This window comes from Hungatella sp. SL.1.14 (assembly GCF_024460495.1).
GTDB lineage: Bacteria > Bacillota > Clostridia > Lachnospirales > Lachnospiraceae > Hungatella > Hungatella hathewayi.
On record NZ_JANFYJ010000020.1, the window covers coordinates 1 to 19,255 of the forward strand.

Annotated in this window: 18 protein-coding genes and 3 tRNA genes; 18 read left to right on the plus strand and 3 right to left on the minus strand. The window is 49.0% G+C overall.

Annotation, left to right across the window (positions count from 1 at the left end; genetic code table 11):
* The first annotated feature begins 174 nt into the window (after positions 1-174).
* A tRNA-Gly gene (locus NE473_RS20070) sits at positions 175-246 on the plus strand.
* A 55-nt stretch (positions 247-301) separates the two neighbouring features.
* Here the strand turns inward: NE473_RS20070 and NE473_RS20075 are convergent.
* A complete protein-coding gene (locus tag NE473_RS20075; RefSeq protein WP_055650160.1) occupies positions 302-649 on the minus strand; it encodes a hypothetical protein in 348 nt (115 codons plus the stop codon).
* A gap of 87 nt (positions 650-736) precedes the next feature.
* Entirely contained in the window at positions 737-1,552 is an 816-nt protein-coding gene (locus NE473_RS20080) for an N-acetylmuramoyl-L-alanine amidase family protein (protein ID WP_055650159.1), read from the minus strand.
* Positions 1,553-1,772: 220 nt separating this feature from the next.
* Between NE473_RS20080 and NE473_RS20085 the strand changes: the two genes are divergently transcribed.
* The 3 genes from NE473_RS20085 (at position 1,773) to NE473_RS20095 (ending at position 5,028) form a co-directional block, all read left to right on the plus strand.
* Positions 1,773-2,645: an AraC family transcriptional regulator gene (locus NE473_RS20085; protein ID WP_242866128.1), complete on the plus strand. Its 873-nt coding sequence runs from the start codon at positions 1,773-1,775 to the stop codon at positions 2,643-2,645.
* A 132-nt stretch (positions 2,646-2,777) separates the two neighbouring features.
* Positions 2,778-4,130: an MFS transporter gene (locus tag NE473_RS20090; protein ID WP_022031003.1), complete on the plus strand. Its 1,353-nt coding sequence runs from the start codon at positions 2,778-2,780 to the stop codon at positions 4,128-4,130.
* A gap of 16 nt (positions 4,131-4,146) precedes the next feature.
* A complete protein-coding gene (locus tag NE473_RS20095) occupies positions 4,147-5,028 on the plus strand; it encodes an alpha/beta hydrolase (RefSeq protein ID WP_055650158.1) in 882 nt (293 codons plus the stop codon).
* A gap of 15 nt (positions 5,029-5,043) precedes the next feature.
* On the opposite strand, the gene NE473_RS20100 is transcribed toward NE473_RS20095, so the two are convergent.
* Positions 5,044-5,460 (minus strand): PTS sugar transporter subunit IIA, encoded by a 417-nt coding sequence (locus NE473_RS20100; RefSeq protein ID WP_055650157.1) that lies wholly within the window; start codon positions 5,458-5,460, stop codon positions 5,044-5,046.
* Positions 5,461-5,714: 254 nt separating this feature from the next.
* Here NE473_RS20100 and NE473_RS20105 point away from each other — a divergent pair, with 254 nt between their 5' ends.
* From NE473_RS20105 to NE473_RS20170, 14 genes are all read left to right on the plus strand, one after another.
* The gene (locus tag NE473_RS20105; protein WP_039892103.1) at positions 5,715-6,311 is read left to right on the plus strand and encodes a cytidylate kinase-like family protein; all 597 of its coding nucleotides are present in this window, start codon (positions 5,715-5,717) and stop codon (positions 6,309-6,311) included.
* 237 nt (positions 6,312-6,548) lie between these two features.
* A complete protein-coding gene (locus tag NE473_RS20110; protein WP_022030999.1) occupies positions 6,549-7,715 on the plus strand; it encodes an aminotransferase class I/II-fold pyridoxal phosphate-dependent enzyme in 1,167 nt (388 codons plus the stop codon).
* Entirely contained in the window at positions 7,712-8,209 is a 498-nt protein-coding gene (locus NE473_RS20115; RefSeq protein WP_242866121.1) for a VanZ family protein, read from the plus strand. The genes NE473_RS20110 and NE473_RS20115 overlap by 4 nt, the downstream gene beginning before the upstream one ends.
* Positions 8,175-8,927, plus strand: a complete 753-nt coding sequence (gene truA / locus NE473_RS20120) for a tRNA pseudouridine(38-40) synthase TruA (protein WP_022030997.1) — start codon at positions 8,175-8,177, stop codon at positions 8,925-8,927. Before NE473_RS20115 ends, truA begins: the two co-directional genes overlap by 35 nt.
* 1 nt (position 8,928) lies before the next feature.
* A complete protein-coding gene (locus tag NE473_RS20125) occupies positions 8,929-10,107 on the plus strand; it encodes a cation diffusion facilitator family transporter (RefSeq protein WP_055650112.1) in 1,179 nt (392 codons plus the stop codon).
* 77 nt (positions 10,108-10,184) lie between these two features.
* Positions 10,185-10,757 (plus strand): RNA polymerase sigma factor, encoded by a 573-nt coding sequence (locus NE473_RS20130; protein ID WP_002602284.1) that lies wholly within the window; start codon positions 10,185-10,187, stop codon positions 10,755-10,757.
* Between the two features lie 71 nt (positions 10,758-10,828).
* Positions 10,829-12,364 (plus strand): anti-sigma-I factor RsgI family protein, encoded by a 1,536-nt coding sequence (locus NE473_RS20135; RefSeq protein ID WP_022030995.1) that lies wholly within the window; start codon positions 10,829-10,831, stop codon positions 12,362-12,364.
* Positions 12,365-12,503: 139 nt separating this feature from the next.
* Positions 12,504-12,575, plus strand: a tRNA-Gln gene (locus NE473_RS20140).
* A gap of 392 nt (positions 12,576-12,967) precedes the next feature.
* A complete protein-coding gene (yicI, locus tag NE473_RS20145; RefSeq protein WP_055650111.1) occupies positions 12,968-15,244 on the plus strand; it encodes an alpha-xylosidase in 2,277 nt (758 codons plus the stop codon).
* A gap of 97 nt (positions 15,245-15,341) precedes the next feature.
* Positions 15,342-15,413, plus strand: a tRNA-Gln gene (locus NE473_RS20150).
* A gap of 199 nt (positions 15,414-15,612) precedes the next feature.
* Positions 15,613-16,344 carry an acyl-[acyl-carrier-protein] thioesterase gene (locus NE473_RS20155; RefSeq protein ID WP_022030993.1) on the plus strand — a complete coding sequence of 244 codons (732 nt, stop codon included), beginning with the start codon at positions 15,613-15,615 and terminating at the stop codon, positions 16,342-16,344.
* The gene (locus NE473_RS20160; protein WP_006774844.1) at positions 16,341-17,177 is read left to right on the plus strand and encodes a CvfB family protein; all 837 of its coding nucleotides are present in this window, start codon (positions 16,341-16,343) and stop codon (positions 17,175-17,177) included. The genes NE473_RS20155 and NE473_RS20160 overlap by 4 nt, the downstream gene beginning before the upstream one ends.
* 31 nt (positions 17,178-17,208) lie before the next feature.
* A complete protein-coding gene (locus NE473_RS20165) occupies positions 17,209-17,793 on the plus strand; it encodes a class I SAM-dependent methyltransferase (RefSeq protein WP_022030992.1) in 585 nt (194 codons plus the stop codon).
* Between the two features lie 332 nt (positions 17,794-18,125).
* Complete coding sequence (locus NE473_RS20170) at positions 18,126-19,238, plus strand: ABC transporter ATP-binding protein (RefSeq protein WP_006774847.1); 1,113 nt, start codon at positions 18,126-18,128, stop codon at positions 19,236-19,238.
* The last annotated feature ends 17 nt before the right edge of the window (positions 19,239-19,255 follow it).

Sequence of the window (19,255 nt, forward strand, 5' to 3'; positions counted from 1 at the left end):
AGTGCGGTAACGTATGGAGCTGACTGTCACTAATAGGTCGAGGGCTTAACCAAGTTGGTTTAGGAAAAAGAGGAAATAAGAACGGATGAAAAGATATGTACAATGTGTGGTTTTGAGGGTATATGCCATAAGAGAAAACGGAGAGATGAGAGTCGCTTCGTTTTTATAGAATAAGCGCGAGTGGCTCAGTGGTGGAGTACAACCTTGCCAAGGTTGGGGTCGCGGGTTCGATCCCCGTCTCGCGCTCTGAGGATAAGAGAAAGAAAGCGGATTTCCAGTGATGGAGATCCGCTTTCTTGTATTATATGCCAAAATGAATCATATACTTCTGCTCATCAATCGCCTGGCTGATCTTGTCTGCAAGTGCAATCAACTGGTGATCGTGATGAATTCTTCTGTCGCTGATCACGATATCCTGCAATGCGGGGAGTGACTCCGGCGGGATTAAGGTAACGCCCCATCTGTCAAGGGCAAAGGAGGGGCGCTTCAGGGACTGTGTATAGGTCCTGATCAGCAGCAGTCTGGGCCACCAGTCGCTGATATACTTGTCGTCATCGATGGCGACACAGTGATATGTTTCTGGCTCATAGATATTATAATTTTTTTCCGGATCTATCGCATCGATAATTCCAAATTCTGTTTTTATCATAAGTTTACCTGACGATTGTTATAATAACGTTCTTTCTGATTCTGCTGCATTTTCTTTTTTATTAAACTGATACTCCGAGACCAGTTGTTAGCGCGTACAGGGAATAATCGTTTCGATGAATCGATCGGCGGCTTCCTCGTCGGCAGCGATTGAAAAGAGATAGATCACCTTATTCTCCTGGTTTCGCAGATAAACGTTCATCTTGAGATTTTCCGGTATGCTGCAGACCATTTTCTGATAAGTCTGCCCGGCTACAGTTACGGGCTGCGGGACTGAAGGGGACAAATCGTATTTCCCCCAGAATGCAGAGAATACATTGAGATCATCTGTGAGAATCTGTTCAATCGGATCGCTGTTATACTGGATGACGACTCCAAAGAGCGACTGCTCCGGCATGATGGCCAGAAAATCGTAATAGCTGGGGATATAATCATGGGCAGACAGCGCGTTCAGCTCTTCGGCGGTCAGCGCAAAGGTATATTCCGGCAGCGTTATACGGATTCCGGCCCATGGATGCTCATAGACGGACTGTTCAAACCGGCCAGAAGGAAGATGGACGAACAGAGGGTCTGCCGGCGGAGTCTCCCTCCAGGCTCCCGAAGGCTCAAAACGGTAGGTATGTCCCTCGATATCGAGCGTAGTATCACTCACCATCATTCCATCGGTGTCAAAATAATACCAGCCATCCCCGTCTTTGATCCAGCCGCCGCAAATCAGGGAGCCGTCAGAGAGAGCGTACTGCCACCGGCTGCCATTGTGCAGCCAGCCGGTACGGTTCGTTTCGCTGCCCGTGTCTGCGGCGGCAAAGGTTTCCTGAAGCCGTGCAGGAAAATGCACCGCGGTAAGTGCCAGAGACAGACAGATTCCGGCGGAAATGGTGAAAAGACGTTTTTTTAATTTCATGAAAATGCGATCCTCCTGTCAGAAAGTACTCTCTTGTGTGTTGTATTACAGTAAGTGTATCTCTTTTCAGAATGTCTGTCAAATACGGAAGGCTGACCGGATGTCGTTTTAATTTACAGAAGATGTAAAAAACACTATAATCAGAATAGAAACAATAGACAGAAGCTGTGTACTGAGAGATAAGCGTAAAGACCTGCAGCGGCAGGAGAGAGGTGGGAACGTGAGTGAACCTGTTGCAAAGCGCCAGATGTTTGAATATGACGGAGATAATCCGTTTCATATCTATAATCTTCCCTATTATCCGTCAATTGGTGATGAACTGTTGTTTAACCACTGGCACGAGGAACTGGAGATTGTTTATACATTACAGGGAAACAGTCTCCATTATATTGATGGAACCTGCATCAGGTCGCAGCCGGGAAGACTGATTGTGGTGAATTCAGAAAGCAGTCACAACATCATACCGGACCGTTCGGTATATGGGAATGGAAGAAAAGTGGTGATTGCCCTGATTATTTCGCGGGAGTTTTTAGAGGAGGTATTTCCGGATTTTCGGAATATGTATTTTCTGAATGAAAAGGAGGTGACGACTCCGGTCATCAGAGAGTTGATGGTGACGCTGTCTCACTTTGGTGATGGAACAGAGCTGTCACGCTACGAGAAAATATATAGAAAGGGGCTGGTGCTTCAGCTGCTGTACCACATCACGCAGGAGGGGGTGGCGGAGAAGAACGTGATCCTGCCGCTTAATAATCAAAAGAATATTGAACGGCTGAAAGGTGTCCTTCAATTCATCGAGAATCATTACATGGAAAAGATTTCTCAGGCGGAGATTGCAGAAAAATTCTACTTTTCCAGGGAGTATTTCGCACGCTTCTTTAAGAAGCATACCGGTATGACATTTACGGAATATCTGACAAAATACCGCCTTCAGAAGGCCAGGATGCAGCTGATGGCTTCCGACAGCGGGATTTTGGAAATCGCCCTGAACAATGGATTCTCGGATGACCGGAGACTGATACTGGCGTTTAAGCAGGAGTACGGTACTACTCCGTTCCAATACAGAAAAATGGAAAGAAATAAAGAAAAATGACGGTAAAAAGGGGACGCATTTTTGGGTACAGGTCAATATATGGATGTTTTTGGATAAAATACGCAAGGAATTCCCGTCCGCTCTCCGCTATAATGAGGGATATAAAAATCAAGTGACAGGAGAGGGGAAGCAATGGGAAGGAAGAAGAATGGATTATCATGGACGGAAAAAATCTCTTATGGTATGGGAGACTGCGGAGCAAACGTCACGGTGGCGCTCTGCTCCACATTTTTAACTGCGTATTATACGGACACTGTAGGAATTGCGGCAGCCGCGGTCGGAACAATGATGCTGCTGGCCCGGGTGTTTGACGGTATTACCGACATCGTGATGGGGGCTGTCGTTGACAGGACGAAGACACGCTGGGGAAAAGCCAGGCCATGGGTTCTTTGGACGGCACCGCTTATGGCGATCGCACTGATCCTGGAATTTAATGTTCCGGGGGGTTTAAGCGGTAATGGAAAACTTGTTTATGCATATTTGACCTATATTTTTCAGAACTGCATTGTGTATACAGCGAATAACCTTCCCTTTAACGCATTGCTGTCACGCATGACACTCAATGTTCAGGACCGTGCTTCTGCGGCTACTACGCGTTTTGTCATGACGCAGCTTACAACGCTGGTTATTAACGCGGTGACGGCGACTCTGCTGTCTACGGCCGGATGGTTCTGGCTGTCAATTATTTACGGGATTGTAACCTTTGTTATGTGCCTGATCTGCTTTCTGGGAACCAGGGAGCATATCGGAGAAGACGCGGAAACCGGTGTGGTGCAGGTGGAAAATGTTCCGTTGAAAACAGCGCTGCCGGCACTTTTAAAAAACAGATACTTTTATATTCAGAGTCTGCTGTTTATGTTTCTTTATATTGGCATCGTCAGTACCGGTTCCACAACGTTCTATTTTTGCAACATCGTTTTAAACAATCTGGGTTATTTAACCTACATATCCATGGCTACCACAATTCCGGCAATCATAGTCAATCTTATGCTTCCGAAAGTCATTCGGAAATACGGAAAGTGGAAACTGATGGTTAGCGGTGCATTTCTGATGGTACTGGGCGGCCTGGTGATTGGCGCAGCCGGTTCCAGCTTCCCTCTGGTTCTTCTGGGACTGATTATAAAGGGAACCGGGATGGGACCAATCATGTCAGGAATCTTTGCGATGACCGCAGATGTCGTGGATTACGGCGAATGGAAGACCGGAGTCCGCTCAGAGGGGCTCGTCAACTGCTGTACTTCCTTTGGAATGAAGGTGGGAATCGGCCTCGGCTCCGCACTCTGTACCTGGATCATCACTATGGGCGGATATGACGGGACTGCCGCTGTACAGCCTGCCTCTGCCGTTGCCATGATTCGGTTCGGATTCGGATACAGCGGCGCCATAATTGCGGTAGTATGCCTGGCTCTGTGTTTCATGATGAATATCGATAAATATATTGTGACGATTCAGCATGACCTGGAGGCAAAACGAAATACAAAATAGAGAGGTGAAGAGAACGATGTCAGAATTGAGTGATACCATTCGTAAATTATTTAAGGAAGGTGATGACCGGCGGGATGCCGGTCTTACCACCCCAGAGGGAATCCTGCGTTATGATGATATCGTCTATGGAGAGGATGCAGGATGGCAGGTTCTCGATGTATACCGTCTTCAAAAGGAGGAAGGGCCGCTCCCGGTTATCGTGAGCGTCCATGGCGGCGGCTGGGTATACGGAGATAAGGAGAGATACCAGTACTATTGTATGGATCTGGCGCGCCGGGGATTTGCAGTTGTAAATTTTACTTATCGCCTGGCTCCGGAATTCAAGTATCCCGCGTCTCTGGAGGATACCAACCGGGTATTTGCATGGGTGCTTGACCATGCAAAGGAGTATGGTTTTGACCGGTCAAGGATATTCGGCGTGGGCGATTCAGCCGGAGCCCACATTCTGGGGCTTTATGCGGCGATCTGTACGAACCCGGACTATGCGGCGGCGTATCCTTTTCAGCCGCCAAAGGGGTTTGTGCCTGCTGCTGTTGCATTAAACTGCGGTGTCTACCGGACGCCGGTTTCCGACGACGAAAAGGACCAGAGCAATCTGCTTATGGCAGATCTTCTGCCGGAGAAAGGGACGAGAGAAGAGTTTGAGAGGATCAGTCTCGTGAACTTCGTGACCAGTCAATACCCACCGGTATTTCTTATGACTGCTTCCGGTGATTTCCTGAGAGATCAGGCGCCGCTTTTGGCGGAGAAACTGATGGAGTTTGAGATTCCGTTTGTATACCGTTACTTTGGAAATGCGGACCAGCCTTTGGGACACGTTTTCCACTGCAATATCCGTCTGAAGGAAGCATCACGCTGCAATGATGAAGAATGTGAGTTTTTTCGAGAATACTGCTGATTCCTGTCTGCAGAATCAGGAAGATCCGGCTGGCACTGGTCTGTATTTACCGATCTGTGCTTTGCCGGTATCTATCATTTCATCGGCAAGCGCTCCGGCATCTCTGTCCAGTCCCATCCTGCACCGCATGGTCAATTCCAGGGCCATACCCAGATTAATTCCATATATGACCGTGATCTTCGGGAGTATGGCGGTCAGCCTGACTGCGCATTTATAAGGAGATCCCCCGATCATGTCACACAATATTAGGATCTCATCGCAAGTGTGCATGCCTTCGACGGCATGCTTCAAATGCTCTGTCAACAGGTCCTCATTCTGTCCGGCTTCGAAATCGACAGCGGTCAGCAGATCCTGATGTCCAATCAACAGTTCCAGTGCGCTGACCAGCCCGGCAGCAAACTGACCATGTCCCGTAATTACCAATCCAATCATGAGTCTCTCCATTCTCCGCGAATTTACGGCAGCTTAACGTCCTGTCCGGTTATCATTTATATCATATACTACATATTCTGAAAACGCAATTCCCGATTGATTTCTTACGGGAAACCGGCGAAGAAACGATCTGTAAACCAGTATACAGAAACGGCCGGATGTGGTACAATGCAGGTATGAGTTTCAGCACATACATGGTACGCATACGGCCTGTTTCAGCCGTTTTGTGTGCTCAGGACAAGGAGGAATGGTTTATGGAAAGAGCGATTACAATCAGTCGTGAATTTGGAAGCGGCGGGCGTGAACTGGGAGTGAGGCTGGCTGAGAGTCTGGGGATTCCGTTTTACGATAAGGAATTGATTTCCATGGCTGCGGAGGAGAGTGACATGCCGGAGGATGCGTTCCTTCATTATGATGAGAACATGCCATTGATCAAAGATCCGCTGGACCGCCATTTCTACTCACCATTTTCGTCTATCTATCAGGTTCCCATGTCGGACCAGATCTTTTTAGCACAGTCCAGAGTGATCCGGAAGCTGGCAGAGCAGGGACCCTGCGTGATCGTAGGACGGTGTGCGGATATGGTTCTTGAGAACAGTGTCAACCTGTTTATTTACGCGAAAATGAAAGACCGGATCAGACGGATGAATTCTCTGGAGACCGGAGTGGATCCGGTGAAGATGGAGAGCAGAATCCGTGAGGTGGATCGGAAACGAAAGGATTACTATCAGTATTACACCGGCAATGAATGGGGAAAGGCTCAGAATTATCATCTCTCTCTGGAAAGTGGTCTGGTAGGGGTAGACGGCTGCCTGAAGGCAGTGCTGGCCTATCTGGAGTCGGTGCAGTAGAACAGCAGTCATAGACCGCGGGGCAGAAAACCGCCCTGCGGATCGGAAATGATAGAAAAAAGCATCAGGCGTTCCATGTGTGACAGCATGGAACGCCTGATGTGTCAAAATTGCCTGACGAATTACCGGTAACTGTAAAATCGTGAATTTTTATCGCTTTTCTTGTATTATGTCCACCTTTGTACTATAATGGTAACATTATGAATTTTGATGGAAGAATGAGGTGGAAAGGAATCTATGCGGTTTGCTGAGAGAATGGACCGGTTCGGAGAAGGAATATTTTCTAAATTACTGGAGATAAAAAGACAGAAGGAAGAACGGGGAGAGACTGTAATCGATTTAGGCGTGGGAGCGCCTAACATACCGCCGGCCAGGCATATTACCGATGCCCTGTGCAGGGCGGCTGCGGATCCGAAAAATTACGTCTATGCCATCAGTGACCAGAAGGAACTCTTAAAGGCGGTGGCACAGTGGTATGAGCGGCGTTACGGCGTGAACTTAAATCCGGATACGGAGATCTGTTCTCTGCTGGGGTCTCAGGAGGGACTGGCTCATATCGCGCTTTCCATAGCTGATGAGGGCGATATCGTTCTGGTTCCTGATCCCTGTTATCCTGTGTTTGCGGATGGTCCGCTTCTGGCGGGTGCCACCCTTTTTTATATGCCTCAGAAAAAGGAAAACGGATATGTCATCGATGTGAAGGAGATACCGGAAGAGGTGGCGGAAAAGGCCAGGCTCATGGTCATCTCTTACCCCAATAATCCGACCACAGTCATGGCTCCGGACAGTTTTTATGAAGAGGTAATCGCGTTTGCCAAAAAGCATGACGTGATAGTTCTGCACGACAATGCATACAGCGAACTGGTATTCGACGGCAGGACATGCGGAAGCTTTCTCCGCTTTCCGGGAGCAAAAGAGGTTGGTGTGGAATTTAATTCGCTGTCAAAGACCTACGGGCTGGCCGGCGCGAGAATCGGTTTCTGCGTGGGCAATGAAGAAGTCGTGAGTCATTTGAAAATGCTGAAATCAAATATGGATTACGGTATGTTTCTGCCCGTTCAGATGGCAGCAATTGCGGCGATTACGGGGGATCAGGCATGCGTGGAAGAGACAAGAAAGGCCTATGAACGCAGGCGGGATGCCCTGTGTGACGGCATGACAGCGATCGGCTGGAGGATGGAGAAGCCGGAGGCTACGATGTTTGTGTGGGCGAAGATACCGGATAACTTTACCGATTCCAGTTCTTTTGCCATGGAACTGGCTGAAAAGTCCGGACTTCTGGTCACTCCGGGAAGCGCTTTCGGGCCTTCCGGCGAGGGCTATGTGAGGCTGGCACTTGTCCAGGATGAAGATGTGCTGAAGAAAGCAGCCGAACTGGTTGATAAGAGCGGGATCCTGCGATGAAGATGAAGATTACGAAGAGACAGTGTTTTTGGAGTGCTGCGGCAGTACTCTATGTGCTGTTTATTTTCTCCAATTCCATGAAGAACGCCGATCTCTCCTCTGCGGACAGCGGTGCGGTGCTGCGGCTGGTGCAGCAGGTATTGACCGCAGGAGGTGTGGACGGAACCATTATTACGGAACATGTGATCCGCAAGACCGCGCATTTTACGGAATATGCCGCCCTGGGGATACTGCTCTGCCTCTGCTTTCAGACGTATGTCCTGCCGCTGCACAGCCGTGTTCTGTCTCAGGTGCTGGCAGGCTTTCTGGTACCGTTTGCCGATGAGACGATTCAGCTTTTTGTGGCTGGCAGGTCGGGACAGATCAGTGATGTCTGGCTGGACTGTGCGGGAGTGGCTTTTGGAACTATCTTATTTGCAGCAGCAGCTTGGATCGTAAGCAGGACAGGAGCGAAAAAACGTGATAAAAAATTACAAAATAGTACTTCAGTATGACGGGAGCCGCTATGACGGCTGGCAGAAACAGGGCAACACGGGTAATACGATTCAGGGAAAGCTGGAAGGTATCCTGCTTAAACTCACCGGAAGGCCGGTGGAGGTTCACGGATCGGGAAGAACGGACGCCGGAGTTCATGCGCTGGCACAGACGGCCAATTTCCATGCAGATACCGGTATGACGGAAGACCAGATCAGGGCATACTTTAATCAGTACCTGCCGGAGGATATTGCCGTGCTCTCTGTAGAGAAAGTGCCGGACAAGTTTCACAGCAGGTTAAATGCTGTACAAAAAACGTATTTATACCGAATTGAGATGGGGCCGAAGAAGGATGTGTTCGAGCGAAAGTACTGTTATGGGCTCGGAAAGCAGCTGTCGGCAGACCGCATGAAGGAGGCTGCGGCCTGTGTTCTGGGGGAACACGATTTTAAGAGCTTCTGCGGCAATAAAAAAATGAAAAAGTCCACAGTCAGGACGATTTCTGATATCACAATTGAAAAAGAAGGCACGAAACTGTTGATCCGCTATACGGGAAACGGTTTTTTATATCATATGGTCAGGATTCTTACGGGAACGCTGATTGAGATCGGGCTGGAAGAACGCAGTCCGCAGGAAATGAAGGAAATCCTGCTGAAACTGGACCGGCAGGCGGCCGGTTTTACCGCACCGCCGGAAGGTCTGTTTTTAGAGCGGGTTATGTATGAGGACAGGGAGTAACATGACAGATTTTTTAGTGAAGACATTTGTTAAGGATTACGAGAATACGGGAGACACTGGAGTGAGGACGGAGTATGGCCTGATGGCCAGTACTGTGGGGATCTGCTGCAATGTGCTTTTATTTGCCGCGAAGCTGTTTATCGGACTGCTGATCAACAGCATTTCCGTTATGGCCGATGCATTTAACAACTTATCGGACGCAGCCTCCTCCATCATTGGTTTTATCGGCGTAAAGATGGCAGGCAAGCCGGCGGATGAGGACCATCCCTTCGGGCACGGCCGTGTGGAGTATATTGCGGCGTTTATCGTGGCGTTTATCGTCATCCAGGTAGGCTTTTCACTGTTTAAGACGTCTGCCGGCAAGATTCTCCATCCGGAGGAGATGACGTTTAAGTATATTTCGATTGTAATTCTTTTGATGTCGGTCTGCGTGAAGCTGTGGATGGGCATGTTTAACAGAAAGCTGGGAAAGAGGATCAACTCTTCCGTTATGATGGCGACGGCGGCTGATTCCATGGGCGACGTGGGCACTACCTCGGCGACCATACTCTCGATTCTGGTTTATGGAATCTGGGGGATCAATATCGATGGAATTGTGGGGCTCATCGTGTCGCTTATCGTTATGTGGGCGGGTGTCGGAATTGCCAGGGACACGCTGGCGCCGCTAATCGGAGAGCCCATCGATCCGAAGCTCTACCGGGAGATTACGGAATTTGTAGAAAGCTTTGACGGCATTGTGGGAAGCCATGACCTGATCGTACATAATTACGGGCCTTCCAGAAGTATGGCATCCATCCATGCGGAGGTTCCGAATGATGTAAGCATCGAAAAATCCCACGAGATCATTGATTATGTGGAACGGGAAGCACAGCGCCGTTTCGGAATTTTTCTCGTGATCCATATGGATCCCATCGAGACAAAGGACAGCAGGGTAACGGAATTTAAGAAAATGGTGGAATCGATCGTTATGAGCATCGATTCTAAGTGCAGCTTCCATGATTTTCGGATGGTGGAAGGTGAAAAACAGATCAATCTGATCTTCGATCTGGTCGTTCCAAGGGATTACGACAGGGCGGCGAGAGAAGCGATCAGGAAAGAGATAACAGAGAAGGTAGCAGAGCGGGATAGCAGGTGCTGTCTGGTCATGACGACAGAAAGCGGCTTTGGCGTGGAAGAATAAGGAAACAAAAAAATTTCCATAATATGCAATAAGAAGACAGCATCCTGCATTAACTTAGTAGAAAGGAAATCGACTCCATGTTATTTATGGGTATGATGAGCCTTGATGGGCCGGAAGATTACGGCCGGTTAAGCGATGAGGTGCTCCTTAATAAGGTTGGAACAGGAGACCAGGAAGCGTTCAGACAATTATATCAGAATACAGACCGGTCAATCTACGGGTTTATCCTGTCTATTGTAAAGAATCCCCAGGATGCCGAAGAGATCATGCAGGAAACCTATATAAAGGTATGGACTTCCGCTGCGGGATATAAGTCCCAGGGGAAGCCGCTGGCGTGGATGTTTACCATAGCCAGGAATTTATGCTATATGAAGTTTCGCAATCAGAAGCATGAGTCTGATATCGCGTTTGAGGATCTGGAAGGCGAAGAGACGGGGGAAGTATGCCCTGAGATTGAACAGGCGGCGGATAAGCTGGTATTGGCCGCGGCTCTTAAGATATTGAAAGAGGAAGAGCGGGAGATCGTCCTTCTTCACGCGACTGCAGGCATGAAGCACCGGGAGATTGCAGCATCATTAGGCATGCCTTTGGCTACGGTACTTTCCAAATACAACCGCGCGATGAAAAAGCTGGAAAACTATTTAACATAAAAAGAGCAGGGAGTTTCCCGCAGGTACGGTGCCGGAAGTTCTGCATCTGCAAAAGAAAGGAGTGAGCGTTCATGTTTCACAAAACCGACAGACAACTGAACAGAAAACAACTGAAAGCACAATTGAAGTCTGCGGTCATGGACCTGACTCCGAATGTGCTGGATAAAATTGATTTAACCATGCCTCAGATGACAGCGGAGGAGCTGCATGAGGAGGCCGGGAGGGCTGTCAGTTCCATCGCTGTGATGCGCAGACGCATGCGTGTGATGGCGGCTCTGGCAGCAGCGTGTCTCTGCATGGTGGCAGCCGCAGGAGGCACATATACGTACCGCAACGGGAAAGTGGATTCCGTGATCGGCATCGATGTCAATCCCAGTGTGGAACTGTCCGTGAACCGGAAGAACCGGGTACTGGAGGCAGAGCCGCTGAACGAAGATGCAAAAGCCATTATGGAAGACATGAATCTTAAGGGAGTTGATCTAAATGTGGCGGTGAACGCAGTGATCGGTTCCATGGTGACTCATGGCTACCTGGATGATCTGGACAATGCCATTCTGGTAACTGTCTCCAATGACAGTATCAGCAAGGCATCGGCTCTGCGGTCCTCGGTCGTGAATGATATTCAGAGTTCCCTGGAAGAAAATCAGGTGAAGGCTGTGGTATACGACCAGCAGGTGATTGAAGAAGATGATGTAAAGGCGCTGGCGGATGAGTACAGGATCTCTTATGGAAAAGCATATTTCCTGAAGGAACTGATTGATCAGAATCCGGCGCTGACCATGGAGGATATGGAGAAGCTGGCGCCACTGACCATGGAGGAGATTGCGAAGGAGATCACGGAACGTTCCTACGCAGTCGGAGGCCATGCAGGCGTGAGTGAGGATATGACGACCGCGGCGCAGACAACCACGCAGCCGGTTACGACTGTTCCCGTTACAACAGAGGCGGCGACAGAGGAGACAACGACTGCGGAGGAATCTGAGTCTGAGACAGGTAATCAGACCACAGCGGCCCCGGTTCCGCAGACGACCGCTCCGGTTCCTTCCGGCCTGCCGGAGATGACGACGGAGGCGCCGACGACGGAAGCACAGGTGCCGGTGTCAGACGCGAAGATCACGATTGATTACGTCGATTATGAGAACGGGGTGGTTACGGTCAATTTCAAGACAAAAGTGAAGTGGAAGAATCCCACCGTATCGGTAAAGGATGAGGGAGGAACCACCTACTCCGCCATGGTAGGCGATACAGACAGTTCCACCTGTGAGATTTACGTAAGCGGCCTGGAAGGCGGAACTTCATACACGTTTGTGCTCGGCGGAATATCTCCGAAGAACGGAAAGCAGACAACGGTGAAAGGTACCTTTGAGACCCCGGTCATCGGGGATGGCGGAGCAAACGAGGAACCGGTGACGCTGCCGGAAACAGAAGAGACAAAGGAAACGGAAACACAGCCTCAGACGGAGGAATCGTCTGAGGCTTCTGCCACATCACCGGCCGAGACAGAATCTGTACCGCAGACGGAGAGCACTCCGCCCACCGAGCCTCCAACGGAAGCGCCCACTGAAACCCGGACGGAAGCGCCGGCTGATACGCCTCCGGCGGTTTGATACGGATTGTGTCATGTGACGCATCAGAAATATGACCTAAACTGTTTGATTTGAAGGAATAATAAAGAAAATAGAAAAAATATGAAAAAAGGGCTTGACGAGGAGAAAATGGTATAGTATAATACAACCGTTGTGTTGATGGGCTATCGCCAAATGGTAAGGCAACGGACTCTGACTCCGTCATTTCAAGGTTCGAATCCTTGTAGCCCAGTAAAAAAAGCTTTTAAGCATGAGAATTCTGTGCTTGAAAGCTTTTTTGTTATTGCTGGAAAGAGGTCTTACTTGTACAGCCGGTTCAGCGGTTTCTGAATTCGCTCGGCTGAATTCCTGATATTTCTTGAAAATTCCCCTTAAAGACTCCGGCGTGATGCCGAATTTTTGATAAGATTGGCGGCCTTCTCTGTAAATGGGAGGATACAAGGTTAGTCAAAAAAATGCAAATGACAGTTCGGAATTGTCTATGTTGCAAAAGGGATTCTTATGATATGATGAATTTATGCTAAAAAGCGTGTTTTATCGATAGAATCTGGACATGGCGTTTCGACTTCGGAAGCCGTTCAGATCAGTAAAATGTTCCTATAATTTTTGAAAGGAAGGTCATCTATGAAATTTACGGAAGGTTACTGGTGTACAAAAAAGGAAATAACCCCGCTCTATGCGACAGAGTTCGCAGACAGCCGGAGAGAGGGGGATGAACTCATCCTCTACGCGCCGGGAAAGCATATTGCGGGAAGAGGGGACTGCTTAAACCTGGGGATGCTTACGGTCCGCCTTTCCAGCCCAATGGAAGATGTGATTAAGGTTTCCGTGAGACATTTTGAGGGAACTGCATACAACGGCCCCTTCGCCCGGATCCATCAGACCACCCCTCATGTGACGGTTGAGGAGACGGAGGATGAAATCCGCTATCAGAGCGGCCGTACGACTGCGGTCATTGACAAGCGGCCAAACTGCTGGGGAATCCGCTTCCTTGACGGGGAACGGGAGCTGACCAGTACAGGATACCGCAATATGGCTCATATGACAAACCGGGATACAGGAAAAACTTATATGGTGGAGCAGCTGGCTATTGATGTGGATGAGTGCATCTATGGACTGGGCGAGCGATACACCCCGTTTGTGAAGAACGGCCAGGTGGTTGAAATGTGGAATGAGGACGGCGGGACAGCGAGCGAAATCACATACAAAAATATTCCGTTTTATATTACCAACAAGGGGTACGGTGTGCTTCTGGACAATGAAGGGGACGCCGCCTATGAGATTGCCAGCGAAAAGGTGGAGCGTCTGCAGTTTTCCGTGGAGGGGGAGAGACTCGATTACTATGTGATTAACGGCTCTACCCCGAAGGGAACCATTTCTAAATATACGAAACTGACCGGTAAACCGGCGCTGCCTCCGGCCTGGTCCTTTGGCCTTTGGCTGACCACCTCCTTTACGACCAATTATGACGAGGGGACGACGTCCGGATTTATCCAGGGGATGGCGGACCGGGATATTCCTCTGCATGTGTTCCATTTTGACTGCTATTGGATGGAGGCGTATGAGTGGTGTAATTTTACCTGGGATCCAAAGACATTTCCGGATCCGGCCGGTATGCTGAAACGGTATCACGACCGGGGATTAAAGATCTGCGTGTGGATTAACCCGTATATCGGACAGAAATCTCCTCTGTTCCAGGAAGGAATGGAGCATGGCTATCTGATCAGAAAGACGAATGGGGATGTATGGCAGACCGATATGTGGCAGGCCGGCATGGGGCTGGTGGATTTCACCAATCCGGATGCGGCCGCCTGGTATCAGGGCAAATTAAAGACGCTTCTGGATATGGGAGTGGACTGTTTTAAGACAGATTTTGGCGAGAGGGTTCCGGTGAAGGATATCGCTTATTACGATGGGTCTGATCCGGTGAAAATGCATAATTATTATACTTATCTCTACAACCAGGCTGTATTCCAGCTTCTGGAAAGAGAACGGGGGACGGGGGAAGCCGTGCTGTTTGCCCGTTCCGCGACAGTGGGCGGCCAGCAGTTTCCGGCTCATTGGGGCGGCGACTGTTCGGCGACTTATCCGTCAATGGCTGAAACTATACGGAGCGGCCTCTCTCTGGCCTGCGCGGGCTTTGGTTTCTGGAGCCACGATATCAGCGGTTTTGAGAATACAGCGCCGGCGGATATTTACAAGAGATGGTGCCAGTTCGGCCTGTTAAGCTCTCACAGCAGGCTTCATGGTTCTTCCTCCTACCGCGTGCCGTGGCTGTTCGATGACGAGGCCTGCGACGTGCTCCGGAAATTCGTGAAGTTAAAATGTGCGTTGATGCCGTACCTCTATCGGCAGGCGGTAAAAGCTCATGAAGAGGGCATTCCAATGATGCGTCCGATGTTTGTGGAATTTCCGGAGGACCGGGCCTGCGAACCGCTTGATAAGCAGTATATGCTGGGCGATTCACTTCTTGTGGCTCCGGTATTTAAAGAATCGGGAGAGGTGGAATACTACCTTCCGGAGGGCGTATGGGTGAATTTACTTACCGGAACGACTGTCAAAGGAGGCAGATGGCAGAAGGAAACACACGATTACTTCTCCCTGCCGCTTATGGTACGTCCCGGCAGTATTGTGGCAGTCGGACAGGAAAGCAGCAGGCCGGATTATGACTTTGCTGACGGGGTACGCTTCCTTCTCTGGCTCCCGGAGGAGGGAATGACTGCGGAGACCGGAGTAACGGATCTGAACGGAAATGTAGTCATGACTGTGTCGGCCGGCAGGGCAGACGGGAAAATTACGCTTCGGGCAGAGAGAACGTCCGCAGGCGTATCTGCGGACGTTTCCACAAACATTACGTTTGAAGTTCTGGGAGAGGAGAAGTTGGAAGTAGTTGTAAAGTAGAGGAAAGAAAGGCTTTATTGACACAGCGAGATTAAAATAATAAAAAAGTGCTTGACTATCACACCAACATCTTGTATAATAAATTTCGCTGTGTTAATGGGCTATCGCCAAATGGTAAGGCAACGGACTCTGACTCCGTCATTTCAAGGTTCGAATCCTTGTAGCCCAGTCTTGATGAAACCCGCAGGAGCTGTCCTGCGGGTTTTGCAGTATTTTATGAGAATGTCATCTTATAAATTGCAGAAACATGAAAAGAAGCAGGAATCCATAAGGAACTGCTTCTTTTTCTGCAGCAGAATCGTTCCTTCTTCTGGACAAGACAGGCAAAATGCTTTATAATGTTACTTAATTTTGATGAGAGGTGCAGCATGTACACATTTGGCAGCAGGATACGGTACAGTGAGACGGATGAATACGGAAAACTGACGCTTACAGGTATTATGAATTACTTACAGGACTGTTCGACGTTCCAGTCGGAGGATATCGGGCTTGGAATTTCCTATCTGACAGAACACCATCAGGCGTGGTGGCTCTCTTCCTGGCAGATTGTGATTGACCGGTATCCGGCTCTGGGAGAGGAAGTGGTCATCGGTACATGGCCCTATGATTTTAAGGGCTTTTACGGATACCGTAATTTTACCATCTGCGATCAGGCAGGAAATTACCTGGTGAGGGCCAATTCCGTGTGGTTTCTGTTTGATACGGAGCTGGGCCGCCCTGTGAAGGTGAAGGAAGAGAATATCCGTGGATACGGCAGAGGCGATGAGAAGCGCCTGGAGATGGAGTACGCGCCCCGGAAGATCACGGTACCTGCAGACTATGTGGAGACGGAGTGCGTGACGATCGCCAAACACCACATCGACACGAATCATCATGTGAATAATGCCCAGTATGTGGAGATAGCCAGGGAGGTGCTTCCGGCTGAAATCGAGGTCGGAGAACTCCGGGTGGAGTATAAGAAGGCAGCCGTCTGCGGCGATGTGGTTTATCCGCATGTCAGCCGGACGGATGAAGGATACACGGTTTCTCTCTGTGATGAGCAGGGAGCGGCTTATGCAGTGATATGGCTGCGGGGAAAAACGAGAGAGGATATAATATGATAGAACTGGGAAAAGTGCAGACCCTGACGGTGCAGAGGGTCAAGGAGTTCGGCGTATATTTGGGGGAGGGGGCAGCTTCAGAAGCTTCCGTTCTGCTTCCGAAGAAACAGGTTCCGGAGGGAGCGAAGCCGGGCGATGAAATCAGCGTATTTATTTATAAAGACTCGGAGGACCGCCTGATTGCAACGACAGGGATCCCGAAGCTTTCGGTAGGAGAGACAGCGATGCTTCCGGTAAAGGAGGTCGCCAAAATCGGAGCCTTTCTCGACATGGGACTGGAGAAGGATCTTCTTCTTCCGTTCCGTGAGCAGACGCATAAGGTACGCCAGGGCGAATCTGTTCTGGTAGCGTTGTATGTAGATAAGAGCCAGAGACTTGCGGCTACCATGCGGGTTTATGCCTACATGAGCAGTGAATCGCCTTATCAGAAAGACGATCAGGTGACGGGAACGATCTATGAGATCAATGAGAATCTTGGAGCGTTCGTGGCGGTCGATCATAAGTACTACGGACTGATTCCAAAGAAGGAGCTCTTTGACGATTATCATGAAGGAGACACGGTGTCGGCCCGGGTGACCAAGGTGCGGGAGGACGGCAAGCTGGATTTAAGCCCGAGACAGAAGGCATATTTACAGATGGACGATGATTCGGCCCGGGTACTTGCCGTAATCGGAGACCAGTTCGGCGGAGTGCTTCCCTTTACGGACAAGGCGGCGCCGGAGGTGATCAAGCGTGAGTTTCAGATGAGCAAGAACGCATTTAAACGTGCGGTTGGCCATCTCTTAAAAGATGGAAAAGTAAGGATTACCGAGAAAACCATAGAGATACTTTAATAGAGTGGAAAGGAATAACAGGAGGATTGTTTTGGACTCGATAGACTATTATAATAAGTATGCGGCAAAGGTGTTCGAAGAGACAGTGGATCAGGATATGTCGGAGATTAGAACGGAATTTTTAAATCTGCTGGAGGAAGGGGATACGATTCTTGACCTCGGATGCGGCTCCGGAAGGGACAGCCTGATTTTCTACGAACTGGGATACGATGTGACGGCCATGGATGCATCAGAGGAGATGTGTAAACTGGCGGAGATTCACACAGGGCTGGAAGTACTCCATATGACCTTTGAGGAGATGGATTTCGACAGCGTGTTTGATGGAATCTGGGCCTGCGCTTCCCTGCTTCACGTTCCGGAAAAGGAACTGTCTGACATTCTTACAAAGATAGCAAGGGCCTTAAAAGACAGTGGAATTCTTTATATGTCCTTTAAGCTGGGAGACTTTGAGGGCTTCCGGGGAGAACGGTATTTCTGTGACTACACAGAGGATGCCATGGAGGAAGTACTGAAAGACAACGACCGGTTTGATGTAGTAAAGATCTGGGAAACCGAGGATGTCCGCTCTGGTCATTCTGACACACGGTGGCTGAATGTCCTGGTCAGAAAACAGTAAATCTTACGAAAATATAAACAAGACAGCGCGAAGAAATTCGGCGCTGTTTTGTCGTTTCCGACCAAATCCGGGACGGATGCGGAACAGGTTAGAGATATTAGACAGAAATGCCCGGCCGGAACTTTCGATATTTTGACGTTTCAGTCATTTTTTTTATTGAATATACAAATTAGCCAAAAGGCAGAATTGGATTTTGGTTAATTGCCATATGGTAAAAGAAGTGGTGTTCATGTATGATTAGGTCAGTAAATGAAACAGACAGCAGCCAGGGGCCGCGGGTCTGGGAAGAAGAACAAACACATATTTTTATTCAAAATTAGGAGGATTAAGCGATGGCAAGTTTATCATTAAAGAACATCACAAAGAAATATCCGAACGGATTCGAAGCAGTAAAGGATTTCAATCTGGAAATCGCAGACAGAGAGTTTGTTATTTTCGTAGGACCTTCCGGATGTGGTAAGTCCACAACCCTTCGTATGATCGCTGGTCTGGAAGATATTTCCTCCGGTGAACTTTACATCGATGGCAAATTAATGAACGACGTTGAGCCGAAGGACAGAGATATCGCAATGGTATTCCAGAACTACGCTCTGTATCCGCATATGACCGTATACGATAACATGGCATTCGGTCTGAAACTGAGAAAGACACCAAAGGACGAGATCGACAAGCTGGTTCACGAAGCAGCAAGAATCCTTGACCTTGAGCATTTATTAGACAGAAAGCCGAAGGCATTATCCGGTGGACAGAGACAGCGTGTTGCTATGGGACGTGCTATCGTACGTAATCCTAAAGTCTTCTTAATGGACGAACCGTTATCCAACCTGGATGCTAAGCTGAGAGGCCAGATGCGTATTGAGATCTCCAAGTTACATCAGAGACTGCAGGCAACTATCATCTACGTTACACATGACCAGACAGAGGCTATGACACTTGGTACCAGAATCGTAGTTATGAAGGACGGTGTTGTTCAGCAGGTTGATTCTCCGCAGAACTTATACGACAAGCCAGGCAACAAGTTCGTTGCCGGATTCATCGGAGCTCCTCAGATGAACTTAATCGAAGCTACCGTTGCTAAGAGCGGAAGCGACGTTACTCTTACATTCGGCGGACACACCATCGCACTTCCGGAAGGAAAAGCGAAGAAGTTAGAGGGTGCCGGCTATGTTGGAAAGACTGTTGTTTTAGGTATCCGTCCGGAAGATTTACATGATGAGGAAGCATTCCTTGCATCTTCCCCGAACAGCATCATCGATGCAACCATCAGAGTTTACGAGCTGTTAGGTGCTGAAGTTTACTTATACTTCGATGTTGATGACGCTAACTTTACAGCCAGAGTAAATCCTCGTACAACCGCAAGACCTGGCGATACTGTAAAGCTTGCTCTTGACTTAACAAAGATCCATGTATTCGATAAGGATACAGAACTGGTAATCTTAAACTAAATTTTATGAAAATTTAA